Annotated in this window: 16 protein-coding genes; 5 read left to right on the top strand and 11 right to left on the bottom strand. The window is 72.2% G+C overall.

What is annotated here, in order from left to right:
* Position 1: 1 nt before the first annotated feature.
* From EKH77_RS22720 to cutA, 5 genes are all read right to left on the bottom strand, one after another.
* Positions 2–1600, bottom strand: a complete 1599-nt coding sequence (locus EKH77_RS22720; protein WP_126916170.1) for an MFS transporter — start codon at positions 1598–1600, stop codon at positions 2–4.
* 42 nt (positions 1601–1642) lie between these two features.
* Positions 1643–2050, bottom strand: a complete 408-nt coding sequence (locus EKH77_RS22715; RefSeq protein ID WP_126916169.1) for a VOC family protein — start codon at positions 2048–2050, stop codon at positions 1643–1645.
* Positions 2047–2616 carry an AraC family transcriptional regulator gene (locus EKH77_RS22710; protein WP_346429069.1) on the bottom strand — a complete coding sequence of 190 codons (570 nt, stop codon included), beginning with the start codon at positions 2614–2616 and terminating at the stop codon, positions 2047–2049. Before EKH77_RS22710 ends, EKH77_RS22715 begins: the two co-directional genes overlap by 4 nt.
* A complete protein-coding gene (locus tag EKH77_RS22705; RefSeq protein WP_126916168.1) occupies positions 2609–4207 on the bottom strand; it encodes an MFS transporter in 1599 nt (532 codons plus the stop codon). Before EKH77_RS22705 ends, EKH77_RS22710 begins: the two co-directional genes overlap by 8 nt.
* 93 nt (positions 4208–4300) lie before the next feature.
* Positions 4301–4660 (bottom strand): divalent-cation tolerance protein CutA, encoded by a 360-nt coding sequence (gene cutA, locus EKH77_RS22700; protein ID WP_240667486.1) that lies wholly within the window; start codon positions 4658–4660, stop codon positions 4301–4303.
* A 66-nt stretch (positions 4661–4726) separates the two neighbouring features.
* Here cutA and EKH77_RS22695 point away from each other — a divergent pair, with 66 nt between their 5' ends.
* Positions 4727–5035 carry a hypothetical protein gene (locus EKH77_RS22695; protein ID WP_126916167.1) on the top strand — a complete coding sequence of 103 codons (309 nt, stop codon included), beginning with the start codon at positions 4727–4729 and terminating at the stop codon, positions 5033–5035.
* Between the two features lie 18 nt (positions 5036–5053).
* Here the strand turns inward: EKH77_RS22695 and EKH77_RS22690 are convergent, their stop codons facing one another.
* The 6 genes from EKH77_RS22690 to EKH77_RS22665 all read right to left on the bottom strand — a co-directional run bounded on the left by EKH77_RS22690 (position 5054) and on the right by EKH77_RS22665 (position 10510).
* Complete coding sequence (locus tag EKH77_RS22690) at positions 5054–5266, bottom strand: EF-hand domain-containing protein (protein ID WP_126916166.1); 213 nt, start codon at positions 5264–5266, stop codon at positions 5054–5056.
* A gap of 37 nt (positions 5267–5303) precedes the next feature.
* Complete coding sequence (locus tag EKH77_RS22685; protein WP_126916165.1) at positions 5304–5876, bottom strand: N-acetylmuramoyl-L-alanine amidase; 573 nt, start codon at positions 5874–5876, stop codon at positions 5304–5306.
* Between the two features lie 232 nt (positions 5877–6108).
* Entirely contained in the window at positions 6109–6624 is a 516-nt protein-coding gene (locus tag EKH77_RS22680; protein WP_126916164.1) for an ATP-binding protein, read from the bottom strand.
* A gap of 278 nt (positions 6625–6902) precedes the next feature.
* A complete protein-coding gene (locus EKH77_RS22675) occupies positions 6903–7670 on the bottom strand; it encodes an enoyl-CoA hydratase/isomerase family protein (RefSeq protein WP_126916163.1) in 768 nt (255 codons plus the stop codon).
* A 115-nt stretch (positions 7671–7785) separates the two neighbouring features.
* Complete coding sequence (locus EKH77_RS22670) at positions 7786–8964, bottom strand: L,D-transpeptidase (RefSeq protein WP_126916162.1); 1179 nt, start codon at positions 8962–8964, stop codon at positions 7786–7788.
* Positions 8965–9304: 340 nt separating this feature from the next.
* Positions 9305–10510: a L,D-transpeptidase gene (locus EKH77_RS22665; RefSeq protein ID WP_240667484.1), complete on the bottom strand. Its 1206-nt coding sequence runs from the start codon at positions 10508–10510 to the stop codon at positions 9305–9307.
* Positions 10511–10819: 309 nt separating this feature from the next.
* Here EKH77_RS22665 and glgX point away from each other — a divergent pair, with 309 nt between their 5' ends.
* From glgX to EKH77_RS22645, 4 genes are all read left to right on the top strand, one after another.
* Entirely contained in the window at positions 10820–13078 is a 2259-nt protein-coding gene (gene glgX, locus EKH77_RS22660) for a glycogen debranching protein GlgX (RefSeq protein ID WP_240667483.1), read from the top strand.
* Positions 13079–13112: 34 nt separating this feature from the next.
* The gene (locus EKH77_RS22655; protein ID WP_126916160.1) at positions 13113–14927 is read left to right on the top strand and encodes an ABC transporter ATP-binding protein; all 1815 of its coding nucleotides are present in this window, start codon (positions 13113–13115) and stop codon (positions 14925–14927) included.
* Complete coding sequence (locus tag EKH77_RS22650) at positions 14924–16774, top strand: ABC transporter ATP-binding protein (protein WP_126916159.1); 1851 nt, start codon at positions 14924–14926, stop codon at positions 16772–16774. Before EKH77_RS22655 ends, EKH77_RS22650 begins: the two co-directional genes overlap by 4 nt.
* Before the next feature lie 264 nt (positions 16775–17038).
* On the top strand, positions 17039–19330 hold the full coding sequence (locus EKH77_RS22645; protein WP_126916158.1) for a M4 family metallopeptidase: 2292 nt from the start codon (positions 17039–17041) through the stop codon (positions 19328–19330).
* Positions 19331–19473: the final 143 nt, after the last annotated feature.

Below are 19473 nucleotides of genomic sequence, written 5' to 3'. Positions count from 1 at the left end.
CTCAGTGGCCGGTCGCGACGTCGACGTCCCCGGCGGCCGTCGCGGCCTCCAGCCGCGGGGCCAGCAGGGCGACGCCCGCGCCGACGAGGACGACGACCGCGCCGCCGAGCATCGCCGTGTGGAAGCCGTCCATGAAGGCGGCGTGCCCGGCACGGGCGGCCGCCTCGGCGGCGGGGCGCGCGGTGCCGTCGGGCACGGGCACCACGCCCTGCGCGATGACGTCCGTCATCCGGCGCAGCGCCTGGGCCAGGGCGCCGCCGACGCCCTCGTCGGCGAGGTGTCCGGGCAGGACCCCGGAGACCCGGGACGAGATCAGTGAGCCGAGGACGGCCGTGCCCAGGACGCCGCCGAGCATCAGGGCCGTCTGCTGGAGGCCGGAGGCGACGCCGGCGAGCTCGTCGTGGGCACTGCCGACGATCATCTCGATGGCCGTGGGTGCGACCATGCCCATGCCCACGCCGAGGGGGGCGAGGAACGGCCACATGGCGTTGTAGGAGGAGACCTCGGTCATCCGGGAGAGACCGAGCAGGGCGACGCTGATGAGGACCATGCCCGCGGCGAGCGGCACCCTGGGCCCGAAGCGCTGGTTGAGGGCCGCGCCGAGGGGGGCGCCGACGCCGAAGAGGACGGTGAAGGGAAGCAGCCCGAGGCCGGCCCGCATCGGGGAGAAGCCGTGCACCTGCTGGAGGTAGAGGGCGAGGTAGAACGAGGCGCCGAAGGTGGCGAAGCCGCCGATGAGCAGGGTGGCGGTGCCGGTGGAGACGGCCCGCTCGCGGAAGAGGGCCGGTGGCAGCAGCGCCTCGCGGGCGCGGCGCTCGCGCAGGACGAACGCGGTGCCGACGACGAGGGCGGCGGCGAACGGGCCGAGGACGCGGAACGCGGTCCAGCCGTGGCCGGGCACCTGGATGATGCCCCAGACCAGGGCGAACAGGGTGGCCGTGAGCAGCAGGACGCCGGGGGTGTCGAAGGACCGGTCGGCGCCCTCGGGCCGTACCGCGCGGATCGCGGGGCCGCCGAGGGCGAGGGCGGCGGCGCACACCACGACGTTGATGAAGAACACCCAGCGCCAGCCCAGCTGGTCGACGGTGACGCCGCCGATGAAGGGGCCGGCGGCCAGCGCGAGGGCGCCGACGCCGCTCCAGACGCCGATGGCGATCTTCAGTTTGTCCTGGGGGAAGGAGGTCTTGAGGACGGCCAGTCCGCTGGGCGCGAGGACGGCGCCGCTGATGCCCTGGAGCACCCGCCAGAAGATCAGCATGCTGATGCTGCCCGAGAGTCCCGCGAGGACGGAGGTGGCGGCGAAGCCCGTCATCCCGATGAGGAAGACCTTCTTGTGGCCGTAGCGGTCGCCGAGCTTGCCTGCGGTGATCAGGGCGCAGGCGACGGCGAGCATATAGCCGTTGGTGACCCACTGGAGGGTGGTGAGCTCGGTGTCGAGGTCGACGGCGATGACGGGGTTGGCGACGGCGACGACCGTGCCGTCGAGGGCCTCCATCATGGTGCCGAGGGCGACGGCGACGAGCACCACCCAGGGGTTTCCGGCGCCGGGCCGGTCCGGTAACGCCCCGCCGTCCGGGGCCGGTTGCGCTTGGTGAGCCATGGCCGGTCCTGCTCTCCTCTCGGTGCTCCTCCGGTGTCCGGTTCAGCCGCGGGCGTCGGTGAGGCTGAACCAGTTGCCGGAATCGTCGCGGAAGACGGCCTCGGTGCCGTGCGGCCGCTTCACGGGCTCCTGGACGAACGTCACGCCCGCCGCCCTGAGCCTCTTGTGGAGGGCGCGGACGTCGTCGACGTGCAGCACCCCCACCCCGATCACGCCCTTCGAGACGAGGTCCCGCAGCTGGCCGGCGGTCTCCTCGTCGTACTCGGGCGGCCCGACCTTGCGCAGCACCAGCACCACGTCGGGCTGGTCCTTGGGGCCGACCGTGAGCCAGCGCAGGTCGCCGAGCGTCATGTCGTCGCGGACCTCGAAGCCCAGTTTTTCCGTGTAGAAGGCCTTCGCGGAGTCCTGGTCGAGGACGGGGACGGTGACGTGCGACAGACGCGTGCTCATGGGTTTCCTTCCGCCGGAGAGCTGTGATCAGACGCTATCGACGGCTCCCCGGCGGTGACATCTCCTGGATTGCGGAGCTGCGTTCCGCTTCCGCCGGTCCGCCGGGCGCACATGAACAGGTAGCAGCCGGGAATGGGCGGTGGGCCGCCCTCGCGGGCGATCCGCTCGCGGTAGCGGGTGGGCGGGACGCCCATCACCTCGGAGAAGCGGGAGCTGAAGGAGCCGACGCTGGAGTAGCCGACGAGGTGACAGATCTCCGCGACCGTCAGGTTGGTGGCGCGCAGCAGGTCGCGCGCCCGCTCGATGCGACGCTGCGTCAGATAGCGGCCGGGGGTCTCGCCGAAGGCCGCCTGGAAGGAGCGGAGGAAGTGGAAGCGCGAGCAGCCCGCCTCGGCGGCCAGTGTCGCGAGGTCGAGCGGGTCGGCGTAGGAGCGGTCGATCAGGTCCTTCGCCCGTCGCAGGTAGGGCAACAGCGCGGAGGAGAGGGGTTCCTGGCCCGGCGTGCCCCCAGTATCGGCCGTCCCCCACCGCCGCCGCGTCCGCCGGTGGGGGTCGCGTTCAGGCACGGGCGGGTACCTGGCCGGGGACGATCTCGTCCAGCCGGCGGCCCCGGGTCTCGGGTCCGTAGAGGGCGAAGGCGACCGCCGCGAGGGCCAGCGGTACGGCTCCCAGCAGGGCCGTCACCCCCAGCGGGGGCACCGCCACGGCGGCCACCGACAGGCCGAGGACGGCCACGCCGCCGGCCTTGCTGGTGCCGGCCGCCCAGCTGGTGCCCCGCGCGCGCAGCGGGGTGGGGTAGGCCTCCGAGCTGTAGGCGGCGAGGACGGCGGCGGTCGCGCTGATGCCCCACAGCGGGACGAGCAGCAGCAGCCGCAGCGGCAGTCCGTGCCCGGCTGCGGTCTCCGCGAGCACCGCGAGGGCGACGAGGGCGGCGGCGGTCAGCCCGGCCAGCGCGATCACGGTGCGTCTGCTGCTCCACAGCCCGTAGAGCAGGGCGGTGAGGACGTTGAGGGGCAGGCTGATCAGGGCGCTGTCGCGCAGGACGCGGTCGGAGGAGACCTCGGCGATGCCGAGGCGGCCGAGGTTGGTGGGCAGCCACATCTGGAAGCCGTAGGACATCAGCCCGGCGCCGACGGCGAGGACGGTCAGGGCGAGGGTGGGGCCCCGGAAGGAGGCGGCGAACAGGCCTCGGTAGCCGGGGCGGGCCGGGCCCGTTTCGTCCGGTGCCGCCACGGCGGGGGCGTCCTGCAGGGTCGAGCCGTAGCGGGCGAGGACGCGCCGGGCCTCCTCGGTGCGGCCGGTGGCGAGGAGGTAGCGGGGGGACTCGGGGATCCAGCGGTTGAGGGCGATCAGCAGCAGGCCGGTCGGCAGTCCGGCGAGCCAGAGGATCCGCCAGCTGTAGGTGGGGGTGAGGGTGGCGGCGAGCCAGCTGGTGAGGATGTAGGCGACGGTGACGTTCCCGCCGATGAGGACCATCAGCCAGCCGCGGTGGCGCTGGGGGACGGTCTCGACGAGCAGGGTGAAGGCGATGGGGATGAGCCCGCCGGCCGCCGTGCCCATGAGGAAGCACATGGCGACGTTCCAGCTGAAGCTCGGCATCGCGCCGCAGACAGCGGTGGTGGCGAACAGCACCCCGGCCAGGAGGATGGAGCCGCGCCGCCCGATGCGGTCGCCCAGCCATCCCCAGAGGAACGAGCCGGTCATGGTGCCGGCGATGCCGGACAGCGGCAGCCAGGAGACGGGGACGTCGCCGCCGGGATTGAGGGGCGAGGCGAGCCCGTACTCCTTGGCGACGCCGGGCACGACGAACGACAGCGTCATCGGTTTCATCACGTCGATGGTCACCGCGAGGGAGAGCACCGCCAGGAGCGCGACGTGGGCCGGGCGCAGCGGGGCGTCGTCGACCGCCCGGACCCGTACGGAGGCGACCTGCCGGCGCAGGGCGTCCGAGCCCCGGGGCAGCAGCCCGTGGAGGACGGCGGCCACGCCGGTGACGATCAGCAGCATGCCGATGAGCATGGGGGTGTCGACGGGCATTCCGGCCATGCGGTAGCCCATGTGCCGGGCGTGGAGGTACATGGGGAGGTGGAGCAGGGCGCCGGCGGTGCAGGCGGCGGCGCCCGCCCAGAAGAACGCGGGGCGGGCGAAGGAGCCCATCCGATTCCCCCTGCCTGCGCCGCCCGGCGGAGCCGGCGCGTACGACGGAATGCCAGCGGTATTCCTAGCAGCGGCGCGGGGCGCCGACAAGGGTTACGGCGCGGTCTCCGTCCGTAGCCACTCCAGGTAGTCGGCGCCGCCGGTGGTGATCTCCGTGGCGACGATCTCGGGCACGTCGTAGGGATGGCCGGCCCGGAGCCGGGCCTCGAGCTCGGGGTAGCGGGCGGCGGTGGTCTTGAGGAGGACGCGCCATTCGGTGGCGGTCTCGATCGCGCCCCGCCAGCGGTAGACGCTGGTGACCGGGCCGTCGATCTGGGCGCAGGCGGCGAGGCGGTGCTCGACGGCGGTGGCGGCGAGGTCGCGCGCGGTCTTCTCGCTGTCGGTGGTGGTGGCGACCATGAGGCAACGGTCGTCCATGAGGCGACGGTCGTCGTGCGGGGGCTGCTGCGGCATGCGGCCGACCGTACCGCGGGGGCCGGTGGGCGGCCGGTGTCAGTGGTGGCGCGTAGGCTCGCGAGCATGAGTTACGCAGACCTGCGCGAACTCCAGAGCGCGCTGAACACCGCCTCGGACATCGCCTTCTCCCTCGACGCCGCCCCTTCGCCCCATGAGGCCGAGCAGCTCCTGGACGCGTTGCGCAGGGCGCTGACGGCGGCCGGGGCGCTGGGCGCGGGGCTGGGCGCCACGGGGTGCGCGGAGCATCCCAAGGGGCCCGTCGACCCGCTGGCGGGGGACCGGGAGGATCCGCTGCCGCCGGGCTGGGGCCGCTGTCTGCTGTGCAACGACCGGCGGCGCCGGGCGGGCGCGCAGCGCAGGGGCTGGCGCTGACCCGCCCGGGCGGGGAGGTCAGGAGTTCTGGGAGGCCCAGAACTCCTCGAAGGACAGGACGCCGTCGCCGTTGCCGTCCTTCTTGTTGATGATGGCCTGGGCCACGGTCACGGTGACGTTGTGGTCGCCGAGCTGAGCCATGACGCTCTTGTACTCCTCGGCCGTGATGAACCCGTCGCCGTCGACGTCGAAACGGTCGAAAGCCTTACGGGCTTCCTCGATGCTGGCCATGTGGGCCTCCCCTTGGTGCTTGGTGGACCGGCACAGATTAGCCGCCGGTCACCAACTCCAGATAACGGTCCCAGTCCCAGTGCGGGCCTGGGTCGGTATGGGTGGATCCGGGCACTTCGACATGGCCGATGATGTGCTCTCGGGTCGCCGGGATGCCGTGGCGGTCGCAGACGGCGGCGGTGAGCTTCGCGGAGGCGCGGTAGAGGGCGTCGGTGAAGTACTCGGGGCGGTCGATCCAGCCCTCGTGCTCGATGCCGATGCTGCGGGTGTTGTAGTCCCAGTTCCCGGCGTGCCAGGCGATGTCCTTCTCGCGGACGAACTGCGCGATGTAGCCGTCCGCCGAGGCCACCATGTAGTGGGCGGAGACCTTGGAGCGGGAGTCCTGGAAGATTCTCCGCGCGTCCTGGAAGGTCTCCTGGGTGACGTGCACGACGACGAACTCCACGGGGTACGCGCGAGGGCGGTTCGAGACCGTGTAGTTCGCCCTGTTCGCCGGGATCCAGTGCGTGGGGGGATACGGGGCCGTCATGGGGACATGAGACCCGTGGGGGCGGCGGTCCGCAAGGACCACGACACCACCGCATAAAGATAAGCCACCCCGGCATTTCATTCATGGATTTCAAGGCCAGTGTCGGACGTCACCTTGGATTGCCCTGGCCTCGCTTTGGTCCCCGCACATCACGCGTGACATAGTCGAGGCCAGCGACCCCCATTGACCCGGGCCAGGTCGTCATTCCGCCGCGGGGGCACACCCCATTTCCCCCACGGCCACCCGAAGAGGCCCCCGGCCCGTCGCAGGACGACGGCAGGGGGCCTCTTCGCGTGCGGGGGCGGCGCCGGGTTCAGCGCTCGCCGCGCTCCCCGACCCGCATCTCGAACCAGGTCGTCTTCCCGCGCGCCAGCAGGTCCACCCCCCAGCGGTCGGAGAGCTTGTCGACCAGGAACAGCCCGCGCCCGTTGACATCCGTCTCCCGCACCGGAAGCAGACACGGCAGCCCCCGGGAGGGGTCGCGCACCTCGACGCGCACCCAGCCGCGCCGCCGCGCCATCCGCAGCCCGAACTCGCGCGCCCCAGTGTGCCGGACGGCGTTGCCGACGAGTTCGGAGACCAGCAGCACGGCATGCTCGGCGAGCTGGGCCGACAGGCCCCAGTGACGCAGCATCACCGCCTGGGTCAGCCGGCGGGCGGCGGCGGCGGATTCGGGTCGGGAGGGCAGCCGGACCTCGCCGAGGGCCGGATCACCGAACAGCTCGAAGGCCTTGCGTGTCAGCTCGTCCTCTACCATCGGGGTCCACCGCGCGGGGGCCGCCGTACCGGCCCGCTGCCGCGACTGCTCCATTCCCTCCAGGCCCGCCATGACCCCCATCATGGCCGTCACCGGAGCGCCAGGGAGTGGAACCTGGGGATTCGGTTCAGCGGAGCGCATCGTTCCGCGGCGCCGGGGCGACATATGCCAGCGGCGCCGGGCCCTCCACCGCACCCGGACTGACCTGCGCCGACATCCTGTGCGCAAAAGATCGCCGACGGTGAGCGCCAAGGCCGGGCACAGGGTGCCGCGCGGCCCGTGGAATTCCCCCACAAGAGGCAACGCCCGGAGGGCTTCCCTCCGGGCGTTGCCGGTCAACCCCAGGCGGCTCAGACGAACTTGGCCTTGCCCGGACCGTCCTCCACGAAACTGCGCATACCGATCTCGCGGTCCTCGGTGGCGAACAGGCCCGCGAACCAGTTGCGCTCGATGGCGAGACCGGTGTCGATGTCGGTCTCCAGCCCGGAGTCCACCGCCTCCTTGGCGGCGCGCAGCGCCATGGCGGGCCCGGCGGCGAGCCGGGCGGCCCAGGCGTGCGCCTGCTCGTAGACCTCCGCCGCCGGGACCACCCGGTCGACGAGGCCGATGGCGAGCGCCTCGTCGGCCTTGACCTGGCGGCCCGTGAAGATGAGGTCCTTGGCCTTGGAGGGCCCGACGAGCCGGGCGAGCCGCTGGGTGCCGCCGGCGCCCGGGATGAGGCCGAGCAGGATCTCGGGCTGGCCGAGCTTGGCGTTGTCGGCGGCGATCCGGAAGTCGGCGCAGAGGGCCAGCTCGCAACCGCCGCCCAGGGCATAGCCGGTGACGGCGGCGACCACGGGCTTGGGGACGCGGGCCACGGCGGTGAAGGAGTCCTGGAGGCCGCGCGAGCGCGCCACCATGGCGGCGTGGTCGATGTGCTGCATCTCCTTGATGTCCGCGCCGGCCGCGAACACCTTCTCCCCGCCCCACAGGACGACGGCCCGTACGTCGTCGCGGCGGGTGACCTCGTCGGCGAGCTCACGGAGCCGGTCCTGGGTGGCGATGTCCAGCGCGTTCATCGGCGGTCGGTCCAGCCGCACGGTCCCGACGCCCTCGGCTACCTCAAGATGCACAGTCATGACAGCAGGTTAGCGTCGGGGGGTTCGGGGGTGCCCCCGAGAAGGCACAGCACGCGATGTGGCCCGGTGCACTGCAAGGCAGTGCACCGGGCCACGTCAGACCTGCGAGGAAGCGTCAGCTGTCCTTGTTCCACTCCGCCCAGGACATGTTCCAGCCGTTGAGGCCGTTGTCCGGCTGGATCGTTTTGTCATGGGAGTTCTTGACGATGACGACGTCGCCGATGAGGGACTGGTTGAAGAACCAGGCGGCCGGCGTGGACGGGTCGCCCGCGCCCCGCTCGTCCTCCAGGCCCACGCAGCCGTGGCTGACGTTCTCGGAGCCGAAGGTCGAGGAGCCCGACCAGTAGTTGCCGTGGAGGAAGGTGCCCGAGGTGGACAGGCGCATCGCGTGCGGCACGTCCGGGATGTCGTACTCGCCGCCGAAGCCGACGGTGCGGCCGTCCATGCGGGTCACTTCGAGCTTCTCGCTGATGACCATCTGACCGTTGTAGGTCGAGTGGCCGGGACCGCCCGCGGAGATCGGGATCGTCTTCAGCGGCTTGCCGTCCCGCACGATCGCCATCTGGTGGGTCTCGGCGTCGACCGTGCTCACCTGGGAGCGGCCGACGGTGAACTTCACCGTCTTGTTCTGGGTGCCGTAGACGCCCTCACGGCCCTGGACGCCGTTGAGGTCCATCGTCATCGTCACCTTGGTGCCGGCCGCCCAGTACTTCTCGGGCCGGAAGTCGAGGCGGTCGTTGCCGAACCAGTGGCCCTTGATCTCCACGGCGGGCTCGGCGGTCACCTTGATGGCCTTCTCGACGGCCTTCGGGTCGGTGATGCCGCGGCTGAAATTGAGCGACACGGGCATGCCGACGCCGACCGTGCTGCCGTCCTCCGGCGTGAAATAGGCAGCGAAGGTGTTGTCAGGGGTGAGGGTCGTGAACGCCGCGTGCTTCGCGGACGTACGTCCCTCCTTGTCCTTGGCTATCGCGTCGACCGTGTACTTGGTGGAGGCGGCCAGATGGGTCGTCGGCTCCCACGCGGCGCCACCGTCGGCGATCTTGCCGTCGATGGTGTGGCCCTTGTCGTCCGCCACCTTGACGGAAGAGATGGTGCCCTTCTCCGCGGTCACCTTGAGGGCGCCGCTGGTGGCCACGTTCCCCGAGCCGTCCTTGGGCGCGATGTTCACCACGGCCTGTGAGGGGCCGTCGGGAACCTTCTTGCCACCCTTGCCGTCGTCGTCCCCACTGCAGCCGCTGACCAGCGTCAGCACGGCTCCGAGCAGCAGGGCCGGCAGCGCGCCTCGGCGCATCCGGCTCCCCGATATCGGATGCACGTTCACAACGGATCGTCTCCCCTCGCACGGCCCGCGGCCACGCGGCACCCCTGAGCGCGTGATACGCGCTTTGTCGATAGATAACCACACGCCACCGACAACGCTGACCTCGTGAATGTCACCGTTCAGTCCCAAATGGGAGCGGTGATACGAACCGTGCGCCTGTGGTGAAGGCGGTGACCGAAGTGAAGCGCCTGAATCCGGCCAGGTCAAACTGGTGTTCAAAGGCCGGTTAAAAGAGCTGCGCGAGCCGTCCGGAAACCGGCATTCGAGCCGGTTTTCGCCCGGGGAATCCGCGGGGGAATCCGGCGGGGAATCAGCTCAGCGCCGAGCCCGCCTTCCACTCCTCCCACGTCATGTTCCAGCCACCCAGGCCATTGTCGGGAGCGACCACCCGCTCCGGGGAGCCGACCACCTCCACCACGTCGCCGACCAGGGAGGAGTCGTAGAACCAGCCCGCCGGGGTGGACGGCCCGCCACCCTGTACGTCGGGCAGCCCGATGCAGCCGTGGCTGGTGTTGCGGGCGCCGAAGGCCCCTGGCGGCGCCCAGTAGTTGCCGTGGAGGAAGGTCCCGGAGCCGGTCAGCCGCATCGCGTGGGGAACGTCCGAGATGTCGTACTCGCCGCCGAAGCCGACTGTGTCCCCGTTCATCCGGGTCATCGCGAACTTCTGACTGATGACCATCTTGCCGCGGTAGGTGTCGTTGCCCTGGCCGCCCGCCGTGATGGGCACGGTCGCGAGCATCCTGCCGTCCCGGACGACCCGCATCGTGTGCCCGGCCGCGTCGACCCGGCTCACCTGGCTCCGGCCGACCGTGAAACCGACCGTCTTGCGCTGGATCCCGTACACCCCCCGCGCGCCCCGCACATCGCGCAGCCGGAGGTCCAGCGTCACCCGGGTGCCGGGCCGCCAGTACGTCCGGGGCCGGAAGTCCAGCCGGGTGGCGCCGAACCAGTGCCCGGCGATCTCGGCGGGCGGCGAGGCGGTGACCCGGATGGCGCGCTCCACCGCGGCCCGGTCGGTGATCGGGCGGCTGAAGCCGAAAGAAACGATCATTCCGGTGCCGACGACGCTCTCCGGCTCCGGGCTGAAATAGCCGATGAACCGGTGCTCCGGCACATAGGTGGTGAAGCTCGTGTGCCGGGCCGTGCGCCGCCCGGAGGCGTCCACGGCCACCGCGTCCACGGTGTAGCGCGCGGCGAGCGTGAGCGGGCTCGTGGCGGGCCGCCAGCTGTGGCCGTCGGCGGAGATCCGGCCCGGCACGGCCAGCCGCTCGCCGCCGTGCGAGGCGGCGGCGGTCACCCGTTCCAGCCGCCCGCGCGGCACCCGCACCTCGAACGGCTCCGTCGACACCACGTCGCGCGCCCGGTCGGGCGGGCTGATGTGGATCAGCTCGCGCACCGCCGGGCGCGCGTCGTCCATGAGCGCGGCCTCCGGGGTGACGGTGGCGCACCCGGCGAGCCCGACCAGGGCCGCCAGTGCGACCAGACCCCGTACGGCACGCGAGAGGGCAAGTGTCACACCCGGCCCAACGACGGGGCCCCTCCGGGGAAACGTGCCTGCACTCGCTTGCTGCGGGCGATCACACGTGTGAGCGCATGCGTGGATGAGGGAAGAACGGGGAGAAGGACCCCGTCGCCAGACACCCGGTCCCGGGACGCCGGGTGCCCGGCGCGCTACCAGAGAGCCGCCGGAGGCGACAACGTGTCGAGCGCATCCGAGCAAGAGACACGGCACCAGGGCGAGTTGGACGCCGACGGTACGGTACGGCCGCCGCGCCCCCCAACGGGCGGGCGCGGCGAGGCATCCCCGGCGGGTCCGGGGGCCCCGGTGGCCGGCGTCAACGGCCGTCCCCGGCACGCCCCGACGCCGGAGCCCGAGCCGTCACCCGTGTGGCCGGGTGCCCCCGAGCCGCTCGGGGCGCGCTTCAAGGACGGCGCGGACGGCGCGGTGGGCACGAACTTCGCGCTGTGGGCGGGCGGTGCCGAGGCCGTGGACCTCTGTCTGTTCGACGAGGACGGGCGGGAGACGCGCCGCCCGCTGACCGAGCTGACGCACGAGGTGTGGCACGGCTTCGTCCCCGGCGTGCTGCCCGGCCACCGCTACGGCTACCGCGTCCACGGCCGCTGGGACCCCTGGACCGGCGCCCGCTGGAACCCCGCCAAGCTCCTCCTGGACCCCTACGCCCGAGCCGTGGACGGCGACTTCCGGCTGCCCGCCGAGGTGTACGGCCATGTGCGCGACTGGCCGCAGCAGCACGTCGCCGACACCGTCCGCGACGAGCGGGACTCGGCCCCCCACGTCCCCAAGGGCGTGGTCGTCGCCGATGACGACGACTGGTCCGACGACCGCCGCCCCAAGACCCCCTGGCCCGACTCGGTCATCTACGAACTGCACGTCAAGGGCTTCACCATGCGCCACCCGGACGTCCCCGAACGGCTGCGCGGCACCTACGCGGGCCTGGCGCACCCGGCGGCCGTCGGGCACCTGACCCGGCTGGGCGTGACGGCCGTGGAGCTGCTGCCGGTGCACCAGTTCGCCCACGAGGACCATCTGCTGCGGCGGGGGCTCACCAACCACTGGGGCTACAACTCGATCGGCTACTTCGCCCCCCACGCCGGCTACGCGGCGTCCGGGACGCGCGGCCAGCAGGTGGGCGAGTTCAAACGGATGGTCCGGGCCCTCCACGCGGCGGGCATCGAGGTCATCCTCGACGTCGTCTACAACCACACCGCCGAGAGCAATGAGCTCGGCCCCACGCTCTCGCTGCGCGGCATCGACAACCGCCGCTACTACCGGCTCCAGTCCGACTCCCGGCGCTACGCCGACTACACCGGATGCGGCAACACCCTCCACGTCGTCCAGCCGAACGTCCTGCGGCTGATAACCGACTCGCTGCGCTACTGGGTGACGGAGATGGGCGTCGACGGCTTCCGCTTCGACCTCGCGGCGGCGCTGGTGCGGACGATGCGCGCCGTCGACGGTCCGGACATGCTCTCCCCCTTCCTCGCCGTCATCGCCCAGGACCCCGTGCTGCGCCGGGTCAAGCTGATCGCCGAGCCCTGGGACGTGGGCTCCGGCGGCTACCAGGCCGGCGCCTTCCCCCCGCTGTGGACCGAGTGGAACGACCGCTACCGCGACGCCGTGCGCGACTTCTGGCGCGGCGCCCTGCCGGACGTGCGGGACCTCGGCTACCGGCTGTCGGGCTCCAGCGACCTCTACGCCTGGGGCGGCCGCCGCCCGTACGCCTCCGTCAACTTCGTCACCGCGCACGACGGCTTCACCCTGCGCGACCTGGTCAGCTACGAACGCAAGCACAACGAGGCCAACGGCGAGGGCAACCGCGACGGCACGAACGACAACCGCTCCTGGAACTGCGGCGTCGAGGGCGAGACGGCCGACGCCCGCGTCACCGCCCTGCGCCGCCGCCAGGCCCGCAACCTGCTGACCACCCTGCTGCTGTCCACCGGGGTGCCCATGCTCGTCGCCGGTGACGAGATGGGCCGCACCCAGGGCGGCAACAACAACGCCTACTGCCAGGACAACGAGACCGGCTGGATCGACTGGTCGCTGCTGGACGACCCCGGCTGGCGGAACCTGGCCGGGCTCTGCTCCCGGCTGCTGGCCCTGCGCCGCGCCCACCCCGTGCTGCGCAGCCGCTCCTTCTTCTCCGGCCGGCCCCAGGGCGCGGACGGTCTGCGCGACCTCGCCTGGTTCACGCCGGGCGGCACCGAGATGACCGAGGCCGACTGGTACGCCCCCACCGCCACCCTGGGCATGTACCTCTCGGGGCGGGACATCCCCCAGCGCGGCCGGCGGGGCGCGCCAGTGACCGACGAGAGCTTCCTGGCCGTGCTGCACGCCGGGCCGCGCGCCCTGCGCTTCACCTTGCCGGGGCCGCCCTGGGCCGAGTCCTACGAACTCCTGGTCAACACCGCCCTGGAGGACCAGCACACGGCCCCCGGCCTGCGCCGGGAGGGCGGCAGCCGGATTTCGGTCCGGGCCCGCTCGGTGCTGCTGTGGCGAGTGGTACGGGGCGGCGACGAACTGCCGTCTCCCGACGCGGATTTATGCCCAAAAGGCGAGTGAGCGGTGTCGGTGGCGGGTCGTAGTCTCCCCACTGATGACCGTGACCCGTGAACCCTCCAGCGCGGCACCGCGCCCCGGGCGCCACTCCGCCGTGCGGTCCCTGCTGCGCCTGTGGCCGTATGTGCGCCCGGTGCGCGGGCGGCTCGTGGTGGGCGCGCTGTCCGCCGTGGTGGCGTCCTGCCTGGGCCTGCTGATCCCGCTGACGCTCAAGTGGATCGTGGACGGGCCGGTGGCCGGCCACGACCCCTCGGGGGTGTGGCTGGGCGGGCTGGCCCTGCTGGTGCTCGGCGTGGCCGAGGCCGGGCTGTTCGGGGTGCGCCGCATGATCGTGGCCGGTCCGCTGGCGCGGGTCGAGGCGGACATGCGGGCGGCGCTCTACGCGCGCCTCCAGCGGCTGCCGGTCTCCTTCCACGACCGCTGGCCCTCGGGCCAGTTGCTCTCGCGCGCCACGACGGACCTGATGCTGCTGCGCATCTTCCTCTCCTTCCCTCTGACCTTCCTGCTGGTCAACGGGGTGACGATCGTCGTCGGCTGCGTCATCCTGCTCCAGCAGCGGTGGACGCTGGGGCTGGTGCTGCTGGCGCCGGTGGTCCCGATGGTGGTGCTGTGCTCGGTCTTCGAGGAGCGCTACGCGCGCACCGCGCGGAAGGCGCAGGACCAGATCGGCGATCTGACGACGGTCGTCGAGGAGAGCGTGCTCGGCATCCGCGTCATCAAGGGCTTCGGCCGGCACCGGGGCCAGGAGCGGGCGTTCCGGGCGCTGTCGTGGCGGCTGTGGGAGACCGAGCTGCGCAAGGCGGGCCTGCTGGGCACCCTCTGGGCGCTGATCGTGATCCTTCCCGAGCTGGCCATCGGCGCGGCGCTGGTGCTCGGCGTGGTGGAGGTCGGGGACGGCGAGCTGTCGGCGGGGACGCTGGTGGCGTTCCTGTCGACGGCGCTGGCGCTGCGCTGGCCGGTGGAGTCGATCGGCTTCCTGCTGGCGATCACGAACGAGTCGGCGACGGCCACGGACCGCTTCTTCGAGGTCATGGACACGGCGGAGGCGTCGGCCGAGGACGCCGCGGCCCCCGTGAGCACAGGCGTGCGGGTGAAGGAGCCCGGACTCCGCCTGGAGGGCGTCTGGTTCCGCTATCCCGACGCGCCCGCCGACGCCCCGCCCGTGCTGTGCGGCGTCGATCTGCGCGTCCGCCCCGGCGAGACCATGGCCCTGGTCGGCGCCACCGGCAGCGGCAAGACCACCCTCACCGCGCTCGTCCCCCGGCTCCACGAGCCGACCGCCGGGCGGATCGTCCTCGACGGCCGGGACATCACCGGGCTGTCCCGCGAGCGGCTGCGCGAGCTGGTCGCGGTGGCCTTCGAGGAGCCGACCCTGTTCTCCGCCAGCGCCGCCGAGAACGTCCTGATGGGCGCGCCCGACGCCGGGGAGGAGCGGCTCCTCGCCGCCCTGGCCGTCGCCCAGGCGGAGTTCGTCCACGAGCTCCCCCAGGGCCGGCGCACCCGGCTCGGGGAGCAGGGCCTGAGCCTGTCCGGCGGGCAGCGGCAGCGGCTCGCGCTGGCCCGCGCGGTGATCGGCGACCCCCGCTTCCTCGTCCTGGACGACCCGCTGTCCGCGCTCGACGTCCACACCGAGGCCCTCGTCGAGGCCGCGCTGCGGGAGGTGCTGGCCACGACGACGGCCCTGGTCGTCGCCCACCGCCCCTCCACCGTGCTGCTCGCCGACCGGGTCGCCCTGCTGTCCCGGGGCCGTATCGCGGCGGTGGGCACCCATCACGAACTGCTGCACACCAATCGGGAGTACGCGTCGCTGATGTCCGGCCCGGCGGGGCCCGAAGGGGGCGATCCACGATGACCACCACCGTCTCCGGCCGCCCGGCCGCGGAGGACGACCGGCCCGAGGAGCCGCCCGGCGACCCCTTCGACCGGGACGTCCTGCCCACCCCCAAGGGCGCCTCCCGGGCGCTGCTGCGCTCCCTGCTGGCCCCCGTCCGGGGGCGGGTGCGGCTCGCGGCCGTCCTGCTGCTGCTCCAGCAGGCCGCCGTGCAGGCGGGCCCGCTGCTCGTCGCCTACGCCATCGACTCCGGCGTGCCCGCCGTCCGCCGGCACGACCACGGGCCGCTCGTGGCCGTCGCCGCCGGCTACCTCGTCTGCGCGCTGGCCTCCGGTCTGCTGCAGATGGCGTTCGTGCGGCTGGCGGCGAGGGTGGGCCAGGACGCGCTGCTGGAGCTGCGCGGCCGGATCTTCCGCCACTCCCAGGCGCTCAGTCTCGACTTCCACGAGCGCTACACCTCCGGGCGGCTGATCTCCCGCGCCACCACCGACGTCGAGTCGATCCGCGAGCTGCTCAACGACGGCCTCCAGGAGCTCATCGGCGTCGCCCTGTCGGTGCTCTACGTCTCCGCCATGCTCCTGTACCTGGACCCGGCGACCGGGGGCGCGGCGCTGCTGTCGTTCCTGCCGCTGGCGCTGCTCGTGCGGTCCTACCGGCGTCGTTCGCTGATCGCCCACCGCCGGCGGTCCACGGCGATCGCGGCGGTCATCGTGAAGTTCACCGAGACCATGAACGGCATCCGGCCCGTGCAGGCGTTCCGTCGCGAGCGCGCCAACGACGCCGACTTCGACGGGCTCAACCGCGTCCACCAGCGGACCAACACCGACACCGCGCTGGCCATGGCCCATTACGTGGTCTGCTCGCGGCTGGTGGCCAACAGCATGGTGGCCGCGATCGTGGTGTGGGGCTCCTACCGGGTCGCCGACGGGAGCCTGGCCCTGGGGGTGCTGGCCGCCTCGGTGCTGTATCTGCGGCGGCTGTACGACCCGATCGACCGGCTGGGGATGTTCCTCAACACCTACCAGTCGGCGGCCGCTTCCCTGGAGAAGATCGCGGGCCTGCTGGCCCGGCGCCCGTCCGTCCGCGAGCCGGAGGCTCCGGTGGCGCTGCCCGTCCGCCCGCCCGGGCGCCCCGGCCGCGAGGTGGTCTTCGACGGGGTGCGCTTCGCCTACCGCGCGGGCATCGAGGTGCTGCCCCGGCTCGACCTGACGCTGCGCGCCGGGGAGACGGTCGCGGTCGTCGGCTCCACGGGGGCGGGGAAGTCCACGCTGGCCAAGCTGCTGGCCCGGTTCTACGACCCCACCGAGGGCCGGATCCTGCTGGACGGCGTCCCGCTCTCCGCCCTGGCCGGCCCGGAGCTGCGGCGCGGGGTGGTGATGGTGACGCAGGAGGCGTTCCTCTTCTCCGGCACGGTCGCCGAGAACATCGCCATCGGCCGCCCCGGCGCGAGCCGCGCGGAGATCGAGCGCGCGGCCGGGGCCATCGGCGCCCACGAGTTCATCACCGCCCTGCCCGACGGCTACGACACGGACGTCCGCAAGCGCGGCGGCCGGATCTCCGCCGGCCAGCGGCAGCTCGTGGCCTTCGCCCGCGCCCTGCTGGCCGACCCGGCCGTGCTGATCCTCGACGAGGCGACGTCCTCCCTGGACATCCCGGGCGAGCGGGCGGTGCAGCGCGCCATGCGCACGGTGCTGCGCGGGCGGACGGCCGTGGTGATCGCCCACCGGCTGTCGACCGTGGAGATCGCGGACCGGGTGCTGGTGATGGCCGGCGGCAGGGTGGTGGAGGATGGTGTTCCGGCCGAACTCGCCCGGGGCGGCGGACACTTCGCCGGACTGCACCGGGCCTGGCGGGACAGCCTGGTCTGAACGCCCGGTATACGGACACCGATCTTTGGCCAACGAACAGTTTCCGGCCAAGTTGTTGACGCGCCCCTGACATGCCCCGGGAGGCGATGGCACTCTTCACCTCAACTGGCGCGGAGCACCCCCACATCCCCACCCCCTCCGCGACGGCGATCTCCCCCCTCTCTCCATGTGTTCTGCCGCGCTCCGCCCGGACGGCCACCAGTTCGCCGCCCGGCCGTTCCATCGGCCCACCAACCCCGTGGTGGCCCCGCAGAAGGAGTCAGAGTGAGACCCACCCCCCATCGCCGCGCCGTCGCCACCGGCGCGCTCGTCGCCGTCACGGCGATGCTCGCCGTCGGGGCCCAGACGGGCACCGCGAACGCCCGCCCCGACGACTCGGCCGCCACCGGCCAGCCCCGGCAGATCATCGCCAAGGCCGCCCCCGGCGCCCAGCCGGCCAAGCTCACGCCCTCCCAGCGCGCGGAACTGATCCGCGAGGCCAACGCCACCAAGGCGCAGACCTCCAAGAAGCTGGGCCTCGGCGACAAGGAGCAGCTGGTCGTCCGCGACGTCACCCGCGACGTCGACGGCACCGTCCACACCCGCTACGAGCGCACCTACGAGGGCCTGCCCGTCCTCGGCGGCGACCTCGTCGTCGACGCGGCGAAGACCGGCACGGTCAAGTCCGTCGCCAAGGCGAACAAGGCGAAGCTGGCCGTCGCCACGACCGCCCCCTCGTTCGCGGCCGCCACCGCCGAGAAGGACGCCGTCGCCTCCGCCCAGGCCAAGGGCTCGAAGGCCACCAAGGCCGACAGGGCCCCGCGCAAGGTGATCTGGGCGGCCAACGGCAGCCCCGTGCTGGCCTACGAGACGGTCGTCGGCGGCCTCCAGGAGGACGGCACGCCCAACGAGCTGCACGTCATCACCGACGCGAAGAGCGGAAAGAAGCTCTTCGAGTTCCAGGGCGTCAAGCAGGGCACCGGCAACAGCCAGTACAGCGGCCAGGTCACCATCGGCACCTCCGGCTCGGCCGGCTCGTACCAGATGACCGACGGCTCGCGCGGCGGCCACAAGACGTACAACCTCAACCACGGCTCGTCCGGCACCGGCACGCTGTTCACCAACTCCAGCGACGTCTGGGGCAACGGCACCACCGGCGACCCGGCCACGGCGGGCGTGGACGCCGCCTACGGCGCGCAGCTCACCTGGGACTACTACAAGAACGTCCACGGGCGCACCGGCATCAAGGGCGACGGCGTGGGCGCGTACAGCCGCGTCCACTACGGCAACAGCTACGTCAACGCCTTCTGGTCCGACTCCTGCTTCTGCATGACCTACGGCGACGGCTCGGGCAACGCCAAGCCGCTGACCGCGATCGACGTGGCCGCGCACGAGATGACGCACGGCGTCACCTCCGCCACCGCCAACCTCACCTACAGCGGGGAGTCCGGCGGCCTCAACGAGGCCACCTCGGACATCATGGCCACCGCCGTGGAGTTCTGGGCGAACAACCCCAGCGACCCGGGTGACTACCTCATCGGCGAGAAGATCGACATCAACGGCAACGGCACCCCGCTGCGCTACCAGGACAAGCCCAGCCGCGACGGCCGTTCCAAGGACAGCTGGTACTCCGGCATCGGCAGCATCGACGTCCACTACTCGTCGGGCCCGGCCAACCACTGGTTCTACCTGGCGTCCGAGGGCAGCGGCCCCAAGGACATAGGCGGCGTCCACTACGACAGCCCCACCTCCGACGGGCTGCCGGTCACCGGCATCGGCCGGGACAACGCGGCGAAGATCTGGTTCAAGGCGCTGTCGCAGCGCATGCAGTCCAACACCAACTACGCGGGCGCCCGCGACGCCACGCTGTGGGCCGCCGGTGAGCTCTTCGGCGTCGGCAGCGAGACGTACAACAACGCCGCGAACGCCTGGGCGGCCATCAACGTCGGCAGCCGCCTGTCGACCGGCGTCTCGGTCACCAGCCCCGGCGACCAGACCTCGATCGTCAACACGGCCGTCTCCCTCCAGATCAAGGCGTCCAGCTCCACCACCGGCGCCCTGACCTACTCGGCCACCGGCCTGCCCGCGGGCCTCACGATCAACTCCTCGACCGGCCTGATCTCCGGCACCCCGACCACCACCGGCTCCAGCAACGTGACGGTGACGGTCAAGGACGCGGGCGGCAAGACCGGCACCGCCTCCTTCAAGTGGACCGTGAACACCTCGGGCGGCGGCAGCGTCTTCGAGAACACCACCCCCGTGGCCATCCCGGACGCGGGCCCGGCCGTGACCTCCCCGATCGTCGTCACCCGCAGCGGCAACGGCTCCTCGGCCCTGAAGGTCGACGTCAACATCACCCACACCTACCGCGGTGACCTCCAGATCGACCTGGTCGCCCCCGACGGCAAGACGTGGCGCCTGAAGGACGCGGACTCGTGGGACTCGGCGGCGGACGTGAAGGAGACCTACACGGTGGACGCGTCCGCTGTTTCGGCCACCGGCACGTGGAAACTCCAGGTCCAGGACCTGTACGCGAATGACGAGGGCACGGTCAACAGCTGGAAGCTCAGCTTCTAGCCGTCGGCTGCCTTCCACGAACTGGGCGCCGCCCGGGGTGAGCACCGCCTCCCCCGGACGGCGCCCGACTCATGGACCGCGCTCCGCGCGGTGTCCTCAAACGCCGGACGGGCTGATATTCAGCCCGTCCGGCGTTTGAGGAC

The organism is Streptomyces luteoverticillatus, from assembly GCF_003970715.1.
Lineage (GTDB): Bacteria > Actinomycetota > Actinomycetes > Streptomycetales > Streptomycetaceae > Streptomyces > Streptomyces abikoensis.
Note: the sequence above shows the minus strand (reverse complement) of the source record. Positions and strands in the feature narration are given on the sequence as shown.

Excerpts from the sequence above, each read along its gene's own strand:
- EKH77_RS22715 (WP_126916169.1), bottom strand. The coding sequence starts at position 2,050 with ATGAGCACGCGTCTGTCGCACGTCACCGTCCCCGTCCTCGACCAGGAC.
- EKH77_RS22690 (WP_126916166.1), bottom strand. The coding sequence starts at position 5,266 with ATGGCCAGCATCGAGGAAGCCCGTAAGGCTTTCGACCGTTTCGACGTC.
- EKH77_RS22675 (WP_126916163.1), bottom strand. The coding sequence starts at position 7,670 with ATGACTGTGCATCTTGAGGTAGCCGAGGGCGTCGGGACCGTGCGGCTG.
- EKH77_RS22720 (WP_126916170.1), bottom strand. The coding sequence starts at position 1,600 with ATGGCTCACCAAGCGCAACCGGCCCCGGACGGCGGGGCGTTACCGGAC.
- EKH77_RS22695 (WP_126916167.1), top strand. The coding sequence starts at position 4,727 with ATGAGTTACGCAGACCTGCGCGAACTCCAGAGCGCGCTGAACACCGCC.
- EKH77_RS22685 (WP_126916165.1), bottom strand. The coding sequence starts at position 5,876 with ATGAAATGCCGGGGTGGCTTATCTTTATGCGGTGGTGTCGTGGTCCTT.
- cutA (WP_240667486.1), bottom strand. The coding sequence starts at position 4,660 with ATGCCGCAGCAGCCCCCGCACGACGACCGTCGCCTCATGGACGACCGT.
- EKH77_RS22650 (WP_126916159.1), top strand. The coding sequence starts at position 14,924 with ATGACCACCACCGTCTCCGGCCGCCCGGCCGCGGAGGACGACCGGCCC.
- EKH77_RS22655 (WP_126916160.1), top strand. The coding sequence starts at position 13,113 with ATGACCGTGACCCGTGAACCCTCCAGCGCGGCACCGCGCCCCGGGCGC.
- EKH77_RS22670 (WP_126916162.1), bottom strand. The coding sequence starts at position 8,964 with ATGCGCCGAGGCGCGCTGCCGGCCCTGCTGCTCGGAGCCGTGCTGACG.
- EKH77_RS22705 (WP_126916168.1), bottom strand. The coding sequence starts at position 4,207 with ATGGGCTCCTTCGCCCGCCCCGCGTTCTTCTGGGCGGGCGCCGCCGCC.
- EKH77_RS22680 (WP_126916164.1), bottom strand. The coding sequence starts at position 6,624 with ATGGCGGGCCTGGAGGGAATGGAGCAGTCGCGGCAGCGGGCCGGTACG.